This is a genomic window from Pseudomonas sp. PDNC002 (assembly GCF_016919445.1).
Lineage (GTDB): Bacteria > Pseudomonadota > Gammaproteobacteria > Pseudomonadales > Pseudomonadaceae > Pseudomonas.
On record NZ_CP070356.1, the window covers coordinates 3,085,974 to 3,105,685 of the forward strand.

Consider the following 19,712-nt stretch of genomic DNA (forward strand, 5'->3'; position numbering starts at 1 on the left):
ATCGGGAATCCTAATTTGTAGGATGTGCACTACATGTGTTTAGGACTTGTCTGATAAGAAAAGTGGCAAATCGTCGCTAAATTGGCCCCATCGAAACTTTCGTGAGGGTCCCTGACATGGCGACCATTTCGCGTCGGGCCATGGTGTTGTGCTCGCATCCGGGCCGACTGCTGAACTACAGCGTGTTGCTCAATCGCCTGGAGTTCTACCACCTGAGCCTCTGCCTGAATCTGGACGAAGTGCGCAAGGCGCTTTCCAGCCGGCAGCGCTACAGCCTGTTCATCCATGACGATTTCGTCCCGGGGCCGAGCGAACTGCTGAGCCTGAAGTCGCTGAGCCAGAGCAATGCGTTCCGCCAGTTCCTGCTGGTGGGGAACTACAGTGCCGAGGAGAAACGCGGCCTGTTCCAGTGGGCATGGGCCAATCGCGTGCCGCTGCTGGATGTGCTGGACAAGCCGATCTCGCTGGCGCAGCTGCGCGAAGTGACCAGCAGCATGGTGCTTTACCACAGCGAGGACGAGCGCCCGATCCGTTCGGCGGTGCGCGAGATCCGCGATTACGCCCCGGGTACAGACCATCCGCCGCTCCAGGCGGGAGGCGAGTGCCGCCGCTGAGACGCCTCAGTCGCGCCGCGAGCCCGGTCCTTCCAGCAACAGGGGCATCGCATCCGGCGCAGCTCCCGGCGCTTCGTTCAGGGGGCTCTTGCCCTTGAGGTACCAGGCGAAGGCGATGATCTCGGCGATGGTGCGGTAGAGCGCCTCGGGTATCGCGTCGCCCAGTTCCAGTCGTGCCAGCAGGCGCACCAGCTCGCCATTCTCGTAGATCGGTACTTCGTGGTGCCGGGCGATGGCGAGAATGGTTTCCGCCAGTTCGTCGTCGCCCTTGGCGGTGAGGGTCGGCGCACTCTGACCGTCGTAGTTGAGCGCGATGACCTGGCGTGGCGGTTTCCTGACTTTCTTCATGCCTTCTCGTCCACCCAGCGTTGTTCCACGGCCGTGCGTGCGCCCTGCGGCGGCTTGCCCTGGCGGCAGCTCAGCTCGCCGACGGTGAGGCCGGCGTCGTTCAGGCGCTGGCGCAGGGTGTTCAGTTCGCGGTCGATGAGGCTCGCGGTGGCGGCGCGTTCCGCCCAGAGCTGGCTGCCGATACTGCCGTGGGCGAGGGTGGCCTGTACCTGCAGCGGGCCCAGGCGCTCGAGATCGAAGGCCAGGTCGACGCGCCAGAGCGTGTCCCTCGGCGGCTGCTCGCGGTCGCTGCCCTGGCTGTCCTTTTCTTCCTGTTGAATGCGTATCTGGATCGGCACCATCTGGTGCTGCTGGCGCATCGGGATTTCCAGCTGCCAGGTATTGATCACCGTGCCGTCGGGCAGTACGTCGCTCTGCGCCAGGCTGCCGAGCTGGTGAGTCTGCAACCGCGATACCGCGGCGGCGGCCAGTTTCAGCAGGGCTTCCAGGTCGCCTTCCTCTTCCAGTTCCTGGCTCAACCGGGTGGGCAGCGGGAAGCTGGCCGGGGGCGGCGTGCGTCCGCCGGCCTGGCCGATCACGCCGAGGGCGTTGCGCACGAAGGCCGGCAGCGCCTGCGCCAGATTGTTGGCTCCGGCCAGGGCGTTGCCCGGCAGATTGCTCAGCACCGCGGCGGCTGTGCCTCCCTGCACGGCTGGCATCAGTTGGGCGATCAAGCGCAGCAGGTTGGCCTTGAGGTCCTGGGGCAGGTTGTCCGCGCCGCGCAGCAGCTGGGCTTCGAGGAAGGCGCCGCTGTGCTGGATGGCCTGGGCCACGCCTTTGGCATCGCTGAGCTGGCGCACGTCGGGGAGGGCGCCGAGCAGCTTGTCCACCGTCTGGCGCAGCTCCGGCGAGAGGTCCTGGCTGTCGCCGACGCCCCGCAGCGCCTTGAACAGGCCGTCCAGCGAACCCTGGCGGCTCTGCTGGGCGTTGAGTTGCAGGCTGAGGTCGAGCTGGTCGAGGCGGCTGTTCAGCGGCAGGAACTGCAGCGCCTGCTGGTCCTGCACCCGGGCGCTGAGCAGGCTGTTGAGGGGCAGCGGATTCGGCGATTCGATACTCAGCTGGCGGCCAGCCAGGGGTGTGTTGAACAGGGTCACCAGCACTTTATAGACCGCCTGTTCCGCCTTGCCCTGGGCAATCAGCTGGCTGGCGTCCACCTTGCCCTGGATCAGCGTGCCGACCGGCAGCAGGTCGAGGTCGAGGCTGCTCAGCGGCGCCTGGCTGATCCCGCCTGCGCTGGGCGTCGTCTGGTTGAGCAGAGTGGCGGCGAGGTTGGTCTGGGTCAGTGTCGCGAGTTGCAGGGTGCTGCCCTTGGGCAGCGCCTGCGGGCTTTCCGCCACGACCAGCGCTTGCTGTCCGCTGGCCATGGTCAGGCGTAGCAGCAGCTGGAAATTCACTTGCCCTTCACGTACCGCCAGCACTTCGGCGTTGGCCTTTTCGCCGGGCGGCAGCAGATCGCCCAGACTCTGCGCAAGCTTGAGCGTCAGCTCGGCCGTGTTCTGCGGGCTGCGCAGCGACGGCGTGGGCGGTAGCGGGCGCGAGGCGCCAATTTCGCTCGGCATCGGGTACCTGTAGGCGAAGGGACGGGGTTACGCCCAGTGTATCGGCGGGGGACACCGGCACTTTAGGCCGGCGGTCCGTTGTTTGCCTGTCGCGCCGATACCCAGCCATGGATAAGTGGACAGGCGTGGTGCCCGGATCGTCAAAACCATTAAGGCTGGCTTAATCATGGCCGAGCAGACTCTTTCGAAAGATGTCGATAGGGCTGGAAGGCCCTGCGACAGGGCTTTCAAGGATTGTTACCCGCTGGGGAAGGCTGCTTTGCTTTGAACCGTGCCTGCCTAGCAGAGTAATATTGCGTTTTCGTTGCCGCATGGAGCGCTGGCCGACCCAGGTGGAATGCAGTAATGACCTTTTCGGAATTGAAGCGCTTGTGGCGAATCGAGATGCTGGGGGGCGAGCAACGCCATTTCAGCTGGACACGCCTGTTCCGACGCTATCGCCAGCGCGCTCGCTACCGCTACATGTTCTGGTTCCGTCTTGCCCAGTTCCTCCATTCGAGCCCGCGACGCTTCTGGCAGAAGCGCGCCGAGCGCATGGGCGATCGCCTCGCCGAGCGCTTCGGCATCGAGATCCCGGTGACCATTCCGGTCGGCGAGGGCCTCTATATTCCCCACCTGGTCGGCATCGTGATCACCCGCAAGGCGGTGATCGGCAAGAACTTCAGCATCTTCCAGAACACCACCATCGGCCAGAAGTCCGATCGCAGCCGCACCATCGTGATCGGCGATAACGTCAGCATCGGCGCCAATGTCTGCATCATCGGCGACGGCCTGCGGATCGGCGACAACGTCACGATCGGCGCCTCGGCGTTCGTCAATCGCGACATCCCGGCCAACCACGCCTATATCTCGCGGCATACCCATAGCCTGATCGAGCAGCGGCACGGGCAATCGCCCATCAGCACCATGCACACCCGCAATACCCGCGACGAAGAGGCGCAGCCGCAGGACGGCAGCGCCGTGGAAGCTCGTTGCAGCGCCTGAGGGCGTTACACCCTGTCGAAAAACCTGACGTCGAGCGTAGGAACGGCTGTGTATAATGCGCCGCCCGTGGCCGTCCTTGGCGGTGCGGGCGGTATGGCCGCTTTTTTGCACCACTGACTGTTTTCTGCCCGACGGTTGCCGATGCCCTTGACCCATCCACTCCTCGAATCCGTGGCGCTCGCCTGCGAGCGGGATTGGCGCATGCTGTTCGAGCGTCTCGATTTGCGACTGGGCGCTGGCGAGATGCTACAGATCGTCGGTCCCAATGGCAGCGGCAAGACCAGCCTGTTGCGTCTGCTCAGCGGGCTGATGCAGCCCACCGCCGGTGAAGTGCTGCTCAACGGCAAGCCGCTGACCGAGCAGCGCCACGAATTGGCGCGGCTGCTGCTGTGGATCGGCCACGCCGCCGGCATCAAGGGCCTGCTGACCGCCGAGGAGAACCTCGCCTGGCTCTGCGCCCTGCACCAGCCGGCCAACCGCGATGCCATCTGGCAAGCGCTGGAAGCCGTCGGCCTGCGCGGTTTCGAGGACGTTCCCTGTCACACCCTGTCCGCCGGCCAGCAGCGTCGCGTAGCCCTGGCGCGCCTGTACCTGGATGCGCCGCCGCTGTGGATCCTTGACGAACCCTTCACCGCCCTGGACAAGCAGGGCGTGGCGCAGCTCGAAGAACATCTCGCTGGCCATTGCGAGCGTGGCGGTCTGGTCGTGCTGACCACCCACCACACGCTGGAACGCATGCCCGCTGGCTACCGCGCCCTGGACCTGGGCCAGCACGCACGGGAGGCGGCGCGATGAGCAACGTCTTCACCCTGCTGCTCGCCCGCGAAGCGCGCCTGCTGTTCCGCCGTCCGGCGGAGCTGGCCAATCCGCTGGTGTTCTTCGCCATCGTCATCGCGCTGTTTCCGCTTGCGGTCGGCCCCGAATCGGAAATGCTCAAGAACCTCTCGCCGGGGCTGGTCTGGGTCGCGGCATTGCTGGCGGTGCTGCTGTCGCTGGACGGCCTGTTCCGCAGCGATTTCGAGGATGGCTCCCTGGAACAGTGGGTCCTTTCGCCGCACCCCCTGCCACTACTGGTCCTGGCCAAAGTGCTGGCACACTGGCTGGTTTCAGGGCTCGCCCTGGTGCTGCTCTCGCCGTTGTTCGCCCTGATGCTGGGCCTGCCGGCGCGCTGCCTGCCGGACCTGCTGCTGTCGCTGCTGCTGGGCACGCCGATCCTGAGCCTGCTGGGCGCCGTGGGTGCCGCACTCACCGTCGGTCTCAAGCGAGGCGGCCTGCTGCTGGCCTTGCTGATCCTGCCGCTCTACATTCCGGTGCTGATCCTGGGCAGCGGAGCGCTGCAGGCGTCGCTGCAAGGGCTGCCCACCGCCGGGCACCTGCTGTGGCTGGCCAGCCTGACGGCGTTAGCATTGACGCTGACGCCCTTTGCCATCGCCGCCGGGCTGAAGATCAGCGTCGGCGAGTGAACGAACGATCGCCGGGCTGGGAAGCGGCACCGGCGGCAGACTAGAGCTTTGAATTACAGAGCCTGATGATGAACTGGACTTGGTTTCACAAGCTTGGCTCGCCCAAGTGGTTCTACGAGATCAGCGGACGCTGGCTGCCATGGTTCGCCGTCGCCGCGATCGTGCTGATGGTCGCCGGCACCGTCTGGGGCCTGGCCTTCGCGCCGCCGGACTACCAGCAGGGCAACAGCTTCCGGATCATCTATATCCACGTGCCCGCGGCGTTCCTCGCCCAGTCCTGCTACGTCATGCTCGCCGTGGCGGGCGCCATCGGGCTGATCTGGAAGATGAAGATCGCCGACGTCGCCGTGCAGTGCGCCGCGCCCATCGGCGCCTGGATGACCTTCGTCGCGCTGGTCACCGGCGCCATCTGGGGCAAGCCGACCTGGGGCGCCTGGTGGGTCTGGGACGCGCGCCTGACCTCGATGCTGATCCTGCTGTTCCTCTATTTCGGCATCATTGCCCTGGGCCAGGCCATCACTAATCGGGACAGCGCCGCCAAGGCCTGCGCGGTGCTGGCCATCGTCGGCGTGGTGAACATCCCGATCATCAAGTACTCGGTGGACTGGTGGAACACCCTGCACCAGCCGGCCACCTTCACCCTGACCGAAAAGCCGCCAATGCCGCCGGAGATGTGGATTCCGCTGCTGATGATGGTCGCCGGCTTCTACTGCTTCTTCACCGTGGTGCTGCTGATGCGCATGCGCCTGGAAGTGCTCAAGCGCGAAGCCCGCACGAGCTGGGTCAAGGCCGAGGTGGAGCGCGCGCTATGAGTTTCCAGTCTTTCTCCGATTTCCTCGCCATGGGTCACCATGGTCCCTACGTGTGGTCCGCCTACGCCATCTGCCTGGTGGTCCTGGCGATCAACGTCGTCTCGCCGATCGTGGCGCGCCGGCGTTACCTGCAAGAAGAGGCGCGTCGTCTGCGCCGGGAGGCCAGCAAGTGAATCCGGTCCGCAAGAAGCGTCTGTACATCGTCCTCGCCATCGTCGCTGGCGTTGGCGTCGCCGTCAGCCTGGCGCTGTCGGCCCTGCAGGAAAACATCAACCTGTTCTATACCCCGACCCAGATCGCCAACGGCGAAGCCCCGCATGACACGCGCATCCGCGCCGGTGGCATGGTGGAGAAAGGCTCGCTCAAGCGTTCGGCGGATTCGCTGGACGTGGAGTTCGTGGTCACCGACTTCGCCAAGGAAGTCACGGTGAAATACCGCGGCATCCTCCCGGACCTGTTCCGCGAAGGGCAGGGCATCGTTGCCCTCGGCAAGATCAACGAGGCCGGCGTACTGACCGCCGACGAAGTCCTGGCCAAGCACGACGAGAAGTACATGCCGCCGGAAGTCACCAAGGCGCTCAAGGACAGCGGCAAGCTGGAACACTACGAGGCCAGCCAGAACGGCGGCGCCGCAGCCCAGCAGGGGAGCAACTGACATGGTTCCCGAACTCGGTCATCTCTCGCTGATCCTCGCGCTGTGCATGGCGCTGGTGATGTCGTTCTTCCCGCTGATCGGCGCCTGGCGCGGCGATCGCCAGTGGATGAGCCTGGCGCGCCCGGCAGCCTGGGGGCAGTTCGCCTTTCTGCTGTTCTCTTTCGGCTGCCTGACCTGGGCCTTCCTCCACGATGATTTCTCGGTGGCCTACGTCGCCAGCAACTCCAACAGCGCGCTGCCGTGGTTCTACAAGTTCAGCGCCGTGTGGGGCGCGCACGAAGGCTCGCTGCTGCTCTGGGCGCTGATCCTGGGCGGCTGGACCTTTGCCGTGTCGGTTTTCTCCCGTCAGTTGCCCGAAGTGATGCTGGCCCGCGTGCTGGCCGTGATGGGCATGATCAGCACCGGTTTCCTGCTGTTCCTGATCATCACCTCCAACCCCTTCAGCCGCCTGCTGCCGCAGGTGCCGGCCGACGGCAACGACCTCAACCCGCTGCTGCAGGACCCGGGCCTGATCTTCCACCCGCCGATGCTCTACATGGGCTACGTGGGCTTCTCGGTGGCGTTCGCCTTCGCTATCGCCGCGCTGCTCGGCGGTCGCCTCGACGCCGCCTGGGCGCGCTGGTCGCGTCCGTGGACCCTGGTGGCCTGGACCTTCCTCGGCATCGGCATCGTGCTCGGCTCCTGGTGGGCCTACTACGAGTTGGGCTGGGGCGGCTGGTGGTTCTGGGACCCGGTGGAAAACGCCTCCTTCATGCCCTGGCTGGTGGGCACCGCGCTGATCCACTCGCTGGCGGTGACCGAGAAGCGCGGGGTGTTCAAGAGCTGGACCGTGCTGCTGGCCATCGCGGCCTTCTCGCTGAGCCTGCTGGGCACCTTCCTGGTGCGCTCCGGCGTACTGACCTCGGTGCACGCCTTCGCCTCGGACCCCGAGCGCGGCGTGTTCATCCTGGCCTTCCTGCTGCTGGTGGTCGGAGGCTCGCTGACGCTGTTCGCCCTGCGCGCGCCGGTGGTCAAGAGCCAGGTCGGCTTCGCCCTGTGGTCCCGCGAGACCCTGCTGCTGGGCAATAACCTGGTGCTGGTGGTGACCGCCTCGATGATCCTGCTGGGCACCCTCTATCCGCTGGTGCTCGACGCCATCAGCGGCGCCAAGCTGTCGGTCGGCCCGCCGTACTTCAACGCGCTGTTCGTGCCGCTCATGGCCATCCTCATGCTGGCCCTGGCGGTCGGCGTGCTGGTGCGCTGGAAGGACACCCCGACCCGCTGGCTGCGCAACATGCTCACCCCCGTGCTGATCGGCACCGTGGTGCTGGGCGGCCTGGGCAGCTTCCTGTATGGCGAGTTGCACTGGGAAGTGCTCAGCGTGTTCATGCTGGCCGCCTGGGTGGTGCTGGCCGGCGTGCGTGACTTCTTCGACAAGGTCCGCCACAAGGGCGTGATCGCCGGCGCCGCCGGCCTGAACCGCAGCTACTGGGGCATGCAGCTGGCGCACTTCGGTATCGCCATCTGCGCCATCGGCGTGGTGCTGACCAGCCAGTTCAGCGCCCAGCGCGACCTGCGCATGGCGCCGGGTGAATCGGTCGAGCTGGCCGGCTACCAGTTCCGCTTCGAGGGCACCCATCACTTCGAAGGCCCGAACTTCACTTCCGACAAGGGCACCGTCCGTGTGACCCGCAACGGTTCTGAAGTCGCGACCCTGCACCCAGAGAAGCGCCTGTACAGCGTGCAGAACTCGATGATGACCGAGGCCGGCATCCACGGCAGCCTGACCCGCGATCTCTACGTCGCCCTGGGCGAGCCGCTGGACAACGGCGCCTGGGCCGTGCGCGTGCACATCAAGCCGTTCGTGCGCTTCATCTGGCTTGGCGGCCTGATGATGGCCCTGGGTGGCGTGCTGGCGGCGCTCGACCGCCGCTACCGCCTGAAAGTGAAAACGCGTGTACGCGAAGCCCTGGGCTTCGCCGGACAGGGAGCCTGAGTGTGAAGCGTGCGATCCTGCTGTTGCCCCTGGCGATCTTCCTGGTCGTCGCGGTATTCCTCTTCCGCGGTCTGTGGCTGGACCCCAGCGAGCTGCCCTCGGCGCTGATCGGCAAGCCGTTCCCAGCGTTCTCCCTGCCCAGCGTTACCGAGCCGGGCAAGACCTATACCGAGGCCGATATCAAGGGCAAGCCGGCGCTGGTCAACGTCTGGGGCACCTGGTGCCCGACCTGCCGCTTCGAGCACCCGGTGCTCACCGATCTCGCCGCCAAGGGCGTGGTGATCTACGGCATCAACTACAAGGATGACGGAGTCGCCGCACAGAAGTGGCTCAAGGAGCTGCACAATCCCTACCTGCTGAACATTGCCGATGCGCAAGGCACCCTGGGCCTGGACCTGGGTGTCTACGGCGCGCCGGAGACCTACATCATCGACAAGGACGGCATCATCCGCCACAAGCTGGTCGGCGCCGTCGACGAGAAGGTCTGGCGTGAACAACTGGCGCCGATCTACCAGGGTCTGGTCGACGAGGCGGAGGGCAAATGAAGCGTCTGCTTACTGCCGCTGCGCTCGGGCTGTGCCTCACCGGTATTGCCCAAGCTGCCATCGACACTTACGAGTTCGCCAATGACGCCGAGCGCGCGCGCTTCCGCGACCTGACCACCGAGCTGCGCTGCCCCAAGTGCCAGAACCAGGACATCGCCGACTCCAACGCGCCGATCGCCGCCGACCTGCGCAAGCAGATCTACACCCAGATGGCGGCCGGCAAGAGCAACCAGCAGATCGTCGACTACATGGTCGACCGCTACGGCGAATTCGTCCGCTACAAGCCCGAGGTCAGCGAGCGCACCTGGCTGCTCTGGTTCGGCCCCGCCGCACTGTTGGGCCTGGGCGTGATCGTGATCGGCGCCATCGTCGTGCGCCGTCGCCGCCCCGCCGCCGACACCTCCACCACGCTGTCCGCCGAGGAGCAGGCGCGTCTCGACCACTTGCTGGATAACCAAGACAAATGATCGATTTCTGGCTCGCCGCCGGCCTGCTGTTGCTGGTGGCCCTGGCATTCCTGCTCATTCCGCTGCTGCGTGGCCGTCGCGCCCAGGCCGAGGAAGACCGCACCGCCCTCAACGTCGCCCTGTACCAGGAGCGCCTGGCCGAACTCACCACCCAGCGTGACAACGGTACCCTCGACGACGCCCAGCTCGAAGCCGGGCGCGCCGAAGCTGCCCGTGAGCTGCTGGCTGATACCGAAGGTGCCGCCGATGACCGCCGCTCCCGCCTGGGGCGCGCTGCGCCGCTGCTGGTGGCGCTGGTCCTGCCGTTCCTCGGGCTCGGTCTGTACCTGCACTGGGGCGCCAGCGACAAGGTCGCCCTGGCCCGCGAATTCGCCACCGCGCCGCATTCCATGGAAGAAATGACCACTCGCCTTGAGCGCGCGGTCCAGGCCCAGCCGGACTCCGCCGAGGGCTGGTACTTCCTCGGCCGCACCTACATGACCCAGAACCGCGCCGCCGATGCCGCCAAGGCCTTCGAGCAGGCCGCACGCCTTTCTGGCCGCCAGCCGGAAGTGCTCGGCCAGTGGGCCCAGGCGCTGTACTTCGCCGGCGACAAGGCGCTGACCCGGCAGGTCCGCGACCTGGCCGACGAAGCCCTGAAGAAGGACCCGCAGGAGGTCACCACCCTCGGCCTGCTCGGCATCGCCGCCTTCGAGGACGAGAAGTACGCCGACGCCATCGACTACTGGGGCCGCCTGGTCGCCGTGCTGCCGCAGGACGATCCGTCCCGCAGCGCCATCGCCGGTGGTATCGAACGCGCCCGCCAGCGCATGGTCGAGATGGGCCAGACGCCGCCGCAAGCGCCGGTCGCTGCCGCTACCGAGGGCGTGACCCTGAAGGTGAAGGTCGACCTCACCGCCGCCGTGAAGGGCCAGGTCAAGCCGGACGACAGCGTGTTCGTCTTCGCCCGCGCGGTGAGCGGCCCGCCGATGCCGCTGGCGGTGAAGCGCCTGAAGGTGTCCGACCTGCCCAGCGAGGTTTCCCTCAGCGATGCCGACGCGATGATGCCGCAGCTCAAGCTCTCGCAGCACCCGCAGGTGCAGCTCGTCGCGCGGATCTCCCGTGCCGGCAATGCCATCACCGGCGAATGGATCGGACGCAGCGAAGCGTTGTCTACTGCCAACGCGGGCGAGCAGAGCGTGACCATCGACAGCCCGGACCAGAAGTGATCGAACAGGGGAGGGGCGTGATGAAAGGCAGACTGTTGGCGTTGAGCGCGATGCTGGTACTGGGTGGCTGCGTGGTGCATCCGCAGCAGCCGGAGCAGCCGCCCACGCAGCCTCCGGCATCGACCCATCCGACCACCCCGACGCCGCCGCCCAAGACCTCGAGTTCGCCGATCACCCCGCAGCCATCCCAGGCGCCGGCGGCCAAGCGTCCCACGCAATTCGCTCCGCCGCCGGGCGGCAAGGGCCGCTGGGATGCGAGCCTGGGGGTCTATGTGATCCAGGGCCAGAAAGACCTCTATTACCGCCAGCGCACCTACTACCACTGGGACAACGGCTGGTACTGGGGCGTCGGCCCGCAAGGCCCCTGGACTGAAACCGACAGCAGCGGCGTGCCGCCGGGGCTGACGCGCAAGTACGCCCAGTAACGCGCTTCTCGTAGGAGCGGACCTTGTCCGCGATGATTTCCCCGCCGCTCCGGCCAACCAGGGATCGCGGCTCGCCAATCGTGGAGAAGGTCCGCTCCTACGCACCCTGAACATCTACCGGCATCGTCAATCAAACGTGCCCATCTCCGTTCCCACCTCAATCACCTCCACCCAGCTGCGCATTGCCTTGGCCGCCGGGGCTGACGCGCAAATACGCCCAATAGTCCGCTACTACGCACCCTGAACGCGTAGCGGCATCGTCAATCGAACGTGCCCATCTCCGTTCCCATCTCGATCACCTCCACCCGGTTGCGGCCACTGCCTTGGGCGCCGGGGCTGACGCGCAAATACGCCCAGTAGCGCGCTTCTCGTAGGAGCGGACCTTGTCCGCGATCATTTCCCCGCCGCTCCGGCCAACCAGGAATCGCGGCTCGCCAATCGCGGACAAGGTCCGCTCCTACGCACCCTGAACGCGTAGCGGCATCGTCAATCGAACGTGGCCATCTCCGTTCCCATCTCGATCACCTCTACCCGGTTGCGGCCACTGCCTTGGCCGGCAGCGCGCCACCGGGGGCTGACGCGCAAATACGCCCAGTAATGCGTGCTTCTCGTAGGAGCGGACCTTGTCCGCGATCGTTTCCCCGCCGCTCCGGCCAACCAGGGATCGCGGCTCGCCAATCGCGGACAAGGTCCGCTCCTACGCACCCTGAACATCTACCGGCATCGTCAATCAAACGTGCCCATCTCCGTTCCCGCCTCGATCACCTCCACCCGGTCGTGGCCACCGCCTTGGCCGGCGGCGTGCCGCCGGGGCTGACGCGCAAATACTCCCAGTAGCGCGCTCCTACGCACCCTGAACGCGTAGCGGCATCGTCAATCGAACGTGCCCATCTCCGTTCCCACCTCGATCACTTCCACCCGGTTGCGGCCACTGGCCTTGGCCCGGTACAGCGCCTTGTCCGCAGCCGCGTAGAGACACGCATAGGTGCCCGGCACGCCGCTGTCCAGGCAGGCGATGCCGAAACTGGCGGTCAGGTAGAGCAGGCCGTCCTTCATTGGCAGCGGGGTTTCCTCCAGTAGCCGGCGGACCTTCTCGGCGATCAACCGTGCCTGGGGCTGTGAAGTATCCGGCAGCAACAGCAGGAACTCTTCGCCGCCCAGGCGCGCCACGCTGTCGCCATTGCGCGTGTGGTTGCGCAACAGGCTGGCGGTATGGCGGATCACTTCGTCGCCCAGCGGGTGGCCGTAGCGGTCGTTGATGAACTTGAAATGATCCAGGTCCACCATGAGCAGGCTGATGGGGGCCGGCTGCCGGGCCGCGCGGGACAGCTCCATGTCCACCAACTGGTCAAACTGGCGGCGGTTGAACAGCCCGGTCAGCGGATCATGGCCGGCCAGGTATTCAAGTTGCCGGTTCTTTTCCTCCAGCTCCAGCCGCTGCTGGCGGAGGAACTTACGCTGGCGCAGGTTGCGCACATGGCCATGCCAGAGGATCAGCGAGAGGATCACGCCGATACCGCAGATGGTCAGGCCGCCCATCTGGTTGGAAAGCCGCAGCTGCGGGTTGGCCTGGGTGAAGGTCATCACCAGCTCGAATGCGGCCAGCGCGAGGATGTAGAGGATCACCGCCAGACGCGGACGCAACAGGATGATCAGCGCGGTGGCCACCGAGGCCATGAGGAAGGGCGTGATGCTGCTGGTGACCTGCTGGTCCGCGCCGGTGATGGCGACGCCGAAGCCCAGTACCAGGGAAGCTCCCAGCACGGTGAGCAGTTGCATGTACCACAGCGGCGCGTCGCGGCGGGACGGGGAGGCGAGCCAGGCGAGGATGCCCAGCAGGCTGAACAGCAGCGCCATCGTGGCGTGCACGCGGATGATGTCCATCCGCCAGCCGTCATGTTCGGGGCTCGAACCCTGCAGGTTGAGCCAGAACACGACGATATGGATCAGGTCGAACGGCACGGCCAGCGCGGCTGAAAAGGTCAGGCGCCGGAGGTTTTCCCGGGCGATGGGCTGCGCCAGCGTATCGTTGATCGCGATGGCGTGGTGCAGACGCTGCTGCAACGTCCTGGACACGGGCTCGGGTCCTCCTGCGCGGGTGCCGGGCAGTTGCAGGATAGACAGGCTGCGCGATGCTGTCGTGGGGATCGAGTGACGTGGTGACTGATGAGTCACGTGGGATAGTCAGAGCCCGCCATAAAGAAACATCTGGGTTGAGCAACAAATTGGCCTGGAACATTGTCGGATAATCCCTCCGCGGGCATAGTCCGCAACCCAATTCGTTCAAGGGGCCCCAAGGATCACGCCATGAATAGAGTGCAACGCCTGTCGGCGGAACAAGGTCTGGATGCGGAGCGCGCGCTGCTGGACTCTACCTTCGCCGGCCAGCGCGACAGCGGCCTGCTGTTCTGGCGCCCGCGGGAGCAATCCCTGGTGATGCCCCGCCGCCTGAGTCGCCTGGAAGGCTTTGCCAGTGCCGAGAACGCCTGTGCGGAACTGGGTTGGCCGATTGCCCTGCGCGATACTGGCGGCGAGCCGGTGCCGCAATCCGCCGCGGTGCTCAACGTGGCGCTGGTCTATGCGATCCCGCCCAGCGACAACGAGCAGACGCGCATCGAGACCGCCTACCTGCGCCTCTGCCAACCGCTCTGCGACTGGCTGGCCGCGCTCGGCCTCGATCCGGGTCTGGGGGAAGTGGAGGGCGCTTTCTGCGATGGTCGCTATAACGTCAACCTGGCGGGGCGCAAGCTGGTCGGCACCGCCCAGCGCTGGCGCCGCCGGCCGAGCGATGGCCGCTACGTGGTACTGGCCCACGGTGCCATCCTGATGGAGAACCAGCGCGAGCCGATGGTCGCCGCGGTCAACGCCTTCTACGAGAACTGCGGACTCGAGGTTCGCGTGCGCGCCACCAGCCATGTGGCGCTGGGCGAACGCTACGAGCAACCCTGGGATCAGGTGGATGCACTGGCCGGGCAGTTCCAGCGCCATCTGCTGGCTGAAGGCATAGCGCTGGATGTGTGACCGGAATCTGTACGACATGGGTGGATCTTCGCTTCGCCCCAACCCTTCCAAGGAGTCTTGATACATGGAACATGGGACGAATTACCTGCAGTCCACGGTGGTCTTCCTGATCGCCGCAGTGTTCATGGTGCCGTTGGCCAAGCGCCTGCAACTGGGTGCTGTGCTGGGCTACCTGCTCGCCGGGGTGATCATCGGGCCGTACCTGCTGGGCCTGATCGACAACCCGGACAGCGTCGCCAGCCTGTCCGAGCTGGGCGTGGTATTGCTGCTCTTCATCATCGGCCTGGAGCTGTCGCCCAAGCGCCTGTGGGTGATGCGCAAGCAGGTGTTCGGCGTGGGACTCGCGCAGGTGCTGCTCACCGCGCTGGCCCTGGCGAGCCTGGCGGTGCTGGTATTCGAGCTGCCGCTCAATACCGCCGTGGTGATTGGTGGCGGCCTGGCGCTGTCGTCCACTGCCTTCGGCCTGCAGATCCTCGCCGAGCGCAAGGAACTCAACAGCCCCTACGGACGTCTGGCATTCGCCATCCTGCTGTTCCAGGACATCGCCGCGATCCCGCTGATCGCCATGATCCCGCTGCTGGGCGCGCGCGCCGATTCAGGTGCGCCTGGGGGGGACCTGGCCCACGTCATGGAAGTGGTCGGCAGCATCGCCGTGGTGGTGATTGGTGGCCGCTTCCTGCTGCGTCCGGTGTTCCGCTCGGTGGCGCGTACCGGCCAGGCCGACCTGTCCACCGCCACCGCATTGCTGGTGGTGGTCGGGACCGCGTGGCTGATGGAAGAGGCCGGCGTCTCCATGGGCCTGGGCGCCTTCCTCGCCGGCCTGCTGCTGGCCGATTCCGAATACCGCCATGAGCTGGAAGCGCAGATCGAGCCGTTCAAGGGCCTGCTGCTGGGGCTGTTCTTCATCAGCGTGGGCATGAGCGCCGACCTGAGCCTGCTGAAAAGCGAACCGATACGGGTGATCGGCCTGACCCTGTTGCTGGTGGCGATCAAGCTGCCGCTGCTGTTCCTCATCGGACGGCTGGCTGGCGGGCTGGACAAGGTATCCGCGATCCGTCTCGGCGTGCTGCTGGGGGCTGGCGGCGAGTTCGCCTTCGTGGTGTTCAAGCTGGCGCTGGCCCAGGGCCTGCTGGATGCCGACCTGCATGCGCTGCTGGTGCTGGGCATCACCCTGTCGATGGCGATGACTCCGCTGATGGTGCTGGCCCTGGCGCGTGGCATCAAGCCCAAGCCGGCCGTGCTGCGCGAGCCTCCGCCGGAATACCGCCAGTTGCCCGACGATGCGCCGCGCGTGGTGATCGCCGGTATGGGCCGGATGGGCCAGGTGGTCGCTCGTATCATGCGTGCCCAGGGCGTGCCCTTCGTGGCGCTGGACACGTCGGTGGACACCATCGAATTGACCCGCAGTTACGGCAACATCCCGATCTTCTACGGTGATCCGCTGCGCCCGGAGATTCTCCGCGCCGCCCAGGTGGAGAAGGCCGAATTCTTCGTCGTCGCCACCGACGATCCGCAGACCAACATCGAGACCGCGCGGCTGGTGCGCAAGCTCTACCCGCACATCAAGGTCATCGGCCGGGCACGCAACCGCCAGCACGTCTATCACCTGCTGGACGTCGACGCGACGCCGGTGCGCGAGACCTTCCACTCCAGCCTGGAGATGAGTCGCCTGTTGCTCACCGGCCTTGGCTTGAACGAAGAACAGGTGGGCGCGCGCATCCGCCGCTTCAAGCGCCACGACGAAGCGGTGCTGATGGCCCAGTATCGCGTCTACGACGACGAGAAGGCGGTGATCCAGACCGCCCGCGAAGCGCGCAAGGAGCTGGAAACCTTGTTCGAGGCGGATCACCTGGAAGACCAGGGCATCGGCCACCACTGACCGGCCATTCCGCGCATCGATAGTGCTGGGGCGGACCGTCCGCCCCGGCGCATCCTCGGGCCTTTGCAACGGAGGCCCTTCGATGAGCGACTACCGCACTTTCACCCGTGAAGACCGCGACGGCGTAGCCGTGGTGAGCTTCCAGCACCCGCCGATCAACCTGATCGACCGCGCGATGGTCATCGACCTGCTGCACCTGGCCGATGAACTGGAGCGCGATGGCGATACCCGCGTCGTGCTGTTCCGCAGTGCCAACCCGGACTTCTTCCTCGCCCACTACGATCTAGGCAGCCAGCTCGACGCGCCGCCGATGAAGCTGCCGGCCGGCATGGTCAGCCCGCTCAGCGCGCTGTTCAGCCGTTTCAGCCGGCTGCCGCAGGTGACCATCGGTGAGCTGAGCGGCCGCGCCCGCGGCGCCGGCAGCGAATTCCTGCTGGCGCTGGACATGCGCTTCGCCTCCCGTGAGCGTGCGCTGCTCGGTCAGCCTGAAGTGGCCGTCGGCCTGTTGCCGGGCGCGGGCGGTACGGTGCGATTGGCGCAACTGCTGGGGCGGGGCAGGGCGCTGGAGGTCTGCCTGGGCGGCGAGGATTTCGACGCGGACACGGCCGAACGCTACGGCTGGATCAACCGCGCCGTGGCGGATGCCGAGCTGGGGGACTTCTGTGATCGGCTGGCGCGACGCATCGCCACTTTCCCGGCGGCGGGTGTCGCCCATGTGAAGGCGGTGGTGGAGCAGGTGGTGGCGGCGGATCAGACGGCACTGGTGGAGGAATCGCAGCGCTTCGTCGGTGACATGTCCGCACCCGGAACGGTGGAGCGGGTGCGCTGGATGATGGACAACGGTGGCCAGCGGGACGGGGAGCTCGAACGCGACCTGGGGGCCGCGCTCGGGCGGTATCCGCAGGCCGTCGATTGAGTCAGGCGGCTACCTTCCCCAGCACCGGCACACCCTGCAGCGGCTCGGCCAATTGGCGCTTCACGGCGGGCAGCGGCTGGCGGCTTGCCGCGGGGCGACGGTCCGGGATGCGGATGGCGGCTTTCGGCGAGCGCAGGGTCAGGAGGGTGATGACGCTGATCAGCAGCACGGTGGCGAGCACCACGCTGGCCAGGGCGACGTACAGCAGCAGCTCAACCAGGGAGCCGACGAGCAACAGGAAATCGAGAATGACTTGCATGGTGGTGTCCTCTTGACGATCCGTTGGGGGCGTCTCGCGAGTAGCTCGTTCGCCCCTGCGGCCCGACTGCGGGGCCGGCGAATCTCCTGCCAGCGAGTTGATGGGGCAAAGATGCCGCGCACGGACTATCAAGAGAACTGAATGTGTCGACTGGTGACTATCGACGTTATCGATAGCGGCTGGAAGTCGCGTGGTAGAGAGGTTCTGGCTCGTGGGAAGACACCGCGCTCCTGCAACGTCAACAGCCCCTCACCCTAACCCTGGCTGCGCGCCCCCGCTCCTCAAGCGGGAGAGGGGACCGTTCGGTGCAGGATGAGATCACAGCGTCAGCCGGCGCGGTCTGCGCCCTCTCCTCCTGGAGCGGGGCGCGCAGCCAGGGTTGGGGTGAGGGCACGGAATTGGCACCGATTCCGCCGACGAAGACAGCCTCGCTGTCAGAAATACCGGATCAGAACTTCTCGCCCGGCTGCAGGAAGCGCCATTGGCCGGCGGGCAGCTTGCCCATGGCTACGCCGCCCAGGCGCAGTCGGCGGATCGAGACGGCATGCAGGCCGACCGCGCGGCACATGGCGGCGATCTGCCCGGGACGGAACTGCTTGCCGGCGAAGCGCAGGCGGGTCTCGCTCTGCCAGCTGACCTTCAGCGGTGGCAGCTCGCGGCCATCGATGACCAGGCCGCGACAGAGGCGCTTGAGACCGTTGTCGGCGATCTGGCCGGTCACCTCGACCACGTACTCGTGTTCGAGTTTGTCCGCCTCGTCCACCAGGCGGCGCTGCACGCCACGGCTCTGGGTATACACCAGCAGGCCGCTGGCATCGGTTTCCAGCGGCGTGGTGTTGAGTTGGTGGCCGAAGTGCTTGCGCAGCAGGCGTTGCTGCAGGTTGTCCTCGCCCCAGCGCTTGTCCGGCGTCAGCAGTTGCTGCGCGGAGTTGGCGCCGTTGCCGCTGCCGAAGCCGACCGGCTTGTGCACCAGGATGGTCACCGGGGGAATCGGCTCGGGCGAGGCGCCGGGCAGCAGTTCGATGCGCTGGGTATCGACCTTGAATTGCGGCTCCTCCACGCGCTGGCCGTCCACGGTGACCCAGCCGCCCTCGATGTACAGCTCGGCTTCGCGGCGCGAACAGGGCAGCAGCTCGGCGAGGCGCTTGGAGAGGCGGATGGCTTCGGACATGACGGGTAACCAGAGAATGGAAAGCGGCCATTGTAACCGCAAGCCGGCGGAATGATCCGCGCCATCGCCGGTCACAGCTTCTGACGAAGCGGCGAGGAAGCACGATGCGGATCACCCTGATCGACGGGCTGGGCTGGGACCTGGACGAACACGGCAGCGGCGGCCTGACCAACAAACGCGGCGACAAGGTGCACCTGCGCCAGGGCGACATGGACGGGGCATGCGGGCCCTACTGCCTGGTGATGGCGATGCTCGCCCGCAACCAGCTCGCTCGTCGCCAGGCCAAGGGATTGGTGCCGGTGGATTCGCGGACGCGCTACGGGCGGCTGATGGAAGCGCTGAACGAGCACGAGACGCTGGTGCGGGTCGGCACCACCGGCGCGGACCTGCTGGAACTGCTCAAGGTCATCAGCGACAAGGAATACCGCGTCGAGCGCGGCAATGGCGTGCGGATGGTCGAACTGACGCGCCGCCACCTGGAGGAAAACATCCCGGTGGTGCTCGGTTTCCACGGCCGCAAGGACAGCGACATCCGCCACTGGTGCCTGGCGGTGGGGATGAGCGACGACGCCTTCTTCCTTCTCGACCCGGCCCATGATCTGCAGCGCGGCCTGGCCTGGAATGCGGTGCTCACCACCCAGGCCCACGGCTCGCGCTTCGGTTATCGCTACCTCAACGCCAAGGGCACCTGGGCGGTGACGCTCAAGGAGATGGTGGCGCTGCTCTGAGTCGTTCCTGTCGAAGGGCGCTCAGCGGCTGAAGCGGAACAGGTTGAATCCGCCGAATGGCTCCGGGACCAGCAGCACGAAGCCGTCGTAGGAATTGCGCACCACGCCGACCACGTCGCTCTCGCGCGCCGCCGCCTTTTCCAGGCCGCTGTAGCCGACTTGCGGATCATCGTTGACCGAGGCGCCGCCGATGAACACCAGCTGCTTGTCGTCCAGGCGTTGCAGGTAGCCGCTGATGCGCTGCGAGCTGCTGGTCTTCTCCAGGAACAGGCCCTTGGGCGTCTGCCGCAGCGAACATTTGAAGTTCGGGTAGCCGTACAACGCTTTCGATTCGATCTGCACCGAGCGGCACTTCCAGTTGCCGGCGAGGGCGGCGTCGGTCAGCGGCTCCGGGTCTTCCAGCACGATGCGGTAAAGGTTCAGCGCCTCGTTGCGGGTGGTTTCGTCTTCGCTCTGCTGGAGCTGGTCGAGCAGTTGCTTGACCTGGGTGTCCAGGCTGGTCAGGCGCTGCTGGTCGGCGGCGTTGATCACGGCGGGCCAGGTCGGGGCGGTTTCTTCGGCGAAAGCCAGCGGGGAGAGCAGCAGGCCGGCAGCCAGCAGGGCGGCGGAGAGGGAGCAGCGTTTCGACATCGGAAGCATTCCAT

The 19,712-nt window shown here is 66.3% G+C and carries 22 protein-coding genes; 16 read left to right on the top strand and 6 right to left on the bottom strand.

The window, feature by feature from the left end:
- Positions 1-116 precede the first annotated feature (116 nt).
- Positions 117-614, top strand: a complete 498-nt coding sequence (locus JVX91_RS14225; protein ID WP_240201742.1) for a hypothetical protein — start codon at positions 117-119, stop codon at positions 612-614.
- A gap of 6 nt (positions 615-620) precedes the next feature.
- On the opposite strand, the gene JVX91_RS14230 is transcribed toward JVX91_RS14225, so the two are convergent.
- Positions 621-962: an EscU/YscU/HrcU family type III secretion system export apparatus switch protein gene (locus JVX91_RS14230; protein WP_205339802.1), complete on the bottom strand. Its 342-nt coding sequence runs from the start codon at positions 960-962 to the stop codon at positions 621-623.
- On the bottom strand, positions 959-2,560 hold the full coding sequence (locus tag JVX91_RS14235) for a flagellar hook-length control protein FliK (RefSeq protein ID WP_205339803.1): 1,602 nt from the start codon (positions 2,558-2,560) through the stop codon (positions 959-961). The genes JVX91_RS14230 and JVX91_RS14235 overlap by 4 nt, the downstream gene beginning before the upstream one ends.
- Before the next feature lie 345 nt (positions 2,561-2,905).
- Here JVX91_RS14235 and JVX91_RS14240 point away from each other — a divergent pair, with 345 nt between their 5' ends.
- The 11 genes from JVX91_RS14240 to JVX91_RS14290 all read left to right on the top strand — a co-directional run bounded on the left by JVX91_RS14240 (position 2,906) and on the right by JVX91_RS14290 (position 11,094).
- Positions 2,906-3,544 (top strand): serine acetyltransferase, encoded by a 639-nt coding sequence (locus tag JVX91_RS14240; RefSeq protein WP_205339804.1) that lies wholly within the window; start codon positions 2,906-2,908, stop codon positions 3,542-3,544.
- Positions 3,545-3,685: 141 nt separating this feature from the next.
- Entirely contained in the window at positions 3,686-4,339 is a 654-nt protein-coding gene (gene ccmA / locus JVX91_RS14245) for a cytochrome c biogenesis heme-transporting ATPase CcmA (protein ID WP_205339805.1), read from the top strand.
- Complete coding sequence (ccmB, locus tag JVX91_RS14250; protein WP_017520311.1) at positions 4,336-5,007, top strand: heme exporter protein CcmB; 672 nt, start codon at positions 4,336-4,338, stop codon at positions 5,005-5,007. The genes ccmA and ccmB overlap by 4 nt, the downstream gene beginning before the upstream one ends.
- A 65-nt stretch (positions 5,008-5,072) precedes the next feature.
- On the top strand, positions 5,073-5,819 hold the full coding sequence (locus tag JVX91_RS14255; protein WP_205339806.1) for a heme ABC transporter permease: 747 nt from the start codon (positions 5,073-5,075) through the stop codon (positions 5,817-5,819).
- Positions 5,816-5,992, top strand: a complete 177-nt coding sequence (ccmD, locus tag JVX91_RS14260; protein ID WP_205339807.1) for a heme exporter protein CcmD — start codon at positions 5,816-5,818, stop codon at positions 5,990-5,992. Before JVX91_RS14255 ends, ccmD begins: the two co-directional genes overlap by 4 nt.
- A complete protein-coding gene (ccmE, locus tag JVX91_RS14265; protein WP_205339808.1) occupies positions 5,989-6,474 on the top strand; it encodes a cytochrome c maturation protein CcmE in 486 nt (161 codons plus the stop codon). The genes ccmD and ccmE overlap by 4 nt, the downstream gene beginning before the upstream one ends.
- A 1-nt stretch (position 6,475) precedes the next feature.
- Positions 6,476-8,449: a heme lyase CcmF/NrfE family subunit gene (locus JVX91_RS14270; protein WP_205339809.1), complete on the top strand. Its 1,974-nt coding sequence runs from the start codon at positions 6,476-6,478 to the stop codon at positions 8,447-8,449.
- A gap of 2 nt (positions 8,450-8,451) precedes the next feature.
- Positions 8,452-8,994, top strand: a complete 543-nt coding sequence (gene dsbE / locus JVX91_RS14275) for a thiol:disulfide interchange protein DsbE (RefSeq protein ID WP_205339810.1) — start codon at positions 8,452-8,454, stop codon at positions 8,992-8,994.
- Positions 8,991-9,461 carry a cytochrome c-type biogenesis protein gene (locus tag JVX91_RS14280; protein WP_205339811.1) on the top strand — a complete coding sequence of 157 codons (471 nt, stop codon included), beginning with the start codon at positions 8,991-8,993 and terminating at the stop codon, positions 9,459-9,461. Before dsbE ends, JVX91_RS14280 begins: the two co-directional genes overlap by 4 nt.
- Positions 9,458-10,669 (top strand): c-type cytochrome biogenesis protein CcmI, encoded by a 1,212-nt coding sequence (ccmI, locus tag JVX91_RS14285; RefSeq protein ID WP_205339812.1) that lies wholly within the window; start codon positions 9,458-9,460, stop codon positions 10,667-10,669. The genes JVX91_RS14280 and ccmI overlap by 4 nt, the downstream gene beginning before the upstream one ends.
- 20 nt (positions 10,670-10,689) lie before the next feature.
- Positions 10,690-11,094, top strand: a complete 405-nt coding sequence (locus tag JVX91_RS14290) for a hypothetical protein (protein WP_205339813.1) — start codon at positions 10,690-10,692, stop codon at positions 11,092-11,094.
- Positions 11,095-11,967: 873 nt separating this feature from the next.
- Here JVX91_RS14290 and JVX91_RS14295 read toward each other — a convergent pair.
- The gene (locus JVX91_RS14295; RefSeq protein WP_205339814.1) at positions 11,968-13,170 is read right to left on the bottom strand and encodes a GGDEF domain-containing protein; all 1,203 of its coding nucleotides are present in this window, start codon (positions 13,168-13,170) and stop codon (positions 11,968-11,970) included.
- 231 nt (positions 13,171-13,401) lie between these two features.
- On the opposite strand from JVX91_RS14295, the gene JVX91_RS14300 reads away from it, so the two are divergent.
- The 3 genes from JVX91_RS14300 to JVX91_RS14310 all read left to right on the top strand — a co-directional run bounded on the left by JVX91_RS14300 (position 13,402) and on the right by JVX91_RS14310 (position 16,910).
- Positions 13,402-14,115, top strand: a complete 714-nt coding sequence (locus JVX91_RS14300) for a lipoate--protein ligase family protein (protein ID WP_205339815.1) — start codon at positions 13,402-13,404, stop codon at positions 14,113-14,115.
- Between the two features lie 64 nt (positions 14,116-14,179).
- Positions 14,180-15,994, top strand: a complete 1,815-nt coding sequence (locus JVX91_RS14305; protein WP_205339816.1) for a monovalent cation:proton antiporter-2 (CPA2) family protein — start codon at positions 14,180-14,182, stop codon at positions 15,992-15,994.
- Positions 15,995-16,076: 82 nt separating this feature from the next.
- Entirely contained in the window at positions 16,077-16,910 is an 834-nt protein-coding gene (locus JVX91_RS14310) for an enoyl-CoA hydratase/isomerase family protein (protein ID WP_205339817.1), read from the top strand.
- 1 nt (position 16,911) lies between these two features.
- On the opposite strand, the gene JVX91_RS14315 is transcribed toward JVX91_RS14310, so the two are convergent.
- A complete protein-coding gene (locus tag JVX91_RS14315; protein ID WP_205339818.1) occupies positions 16,912-17,169 on the bottom strand; it encodes a hypothetical protein in 258 nt (85 codons plus the stop codon).
- Positions 17,170-17,617: 448 nt separating this feature from the next.
- A complete protein-coding gene (locus JVX91_RS14320) occupies positions 17,618-18,340 on the bottom strand; it encodes an RNA pseudouridine synthase (RefSeq protein ID WP_205339819.1) in 723 nt (240 codons plus the stop codon).
- A 104-nt stretch (positions 18,341-18,444) separates the two neighbouring features.
- Here JVX91_RS14320 and JVX91_RS14325 point away from each other — a divergent pair, with 104 nt between their 5' ends.
- Positions 18,445-19,068, top strand: a complete 624-nt coding sequence (locus tag JVX91_RS14325) for a hypothetical protein (RefSeq protein WP_205339820.1) — start codon at positions 18,445-18,447, stop codon at positions 19,066-19,068.
- Positions 19,069-19,089: 21 nt separating this feature from the next.
- Here the strand turns inward: JVX91_RS14325 and JVX91_RS14330 are convergent, their stop codons facing one another.
- On the bottom strand, positions 19,090-19,698 hold the full coding sequence (locus JVX91_RS14330; protein ID WP_205339821.1) for a DUF4893 domain-containing protein: 609 nt from the start codon (positions 19,696-19,698) through the stop codon (positions 19,090-19,092).
- Between the last annotated feature and the right edge of the window lie 14 nt (positions 19,699-19,712).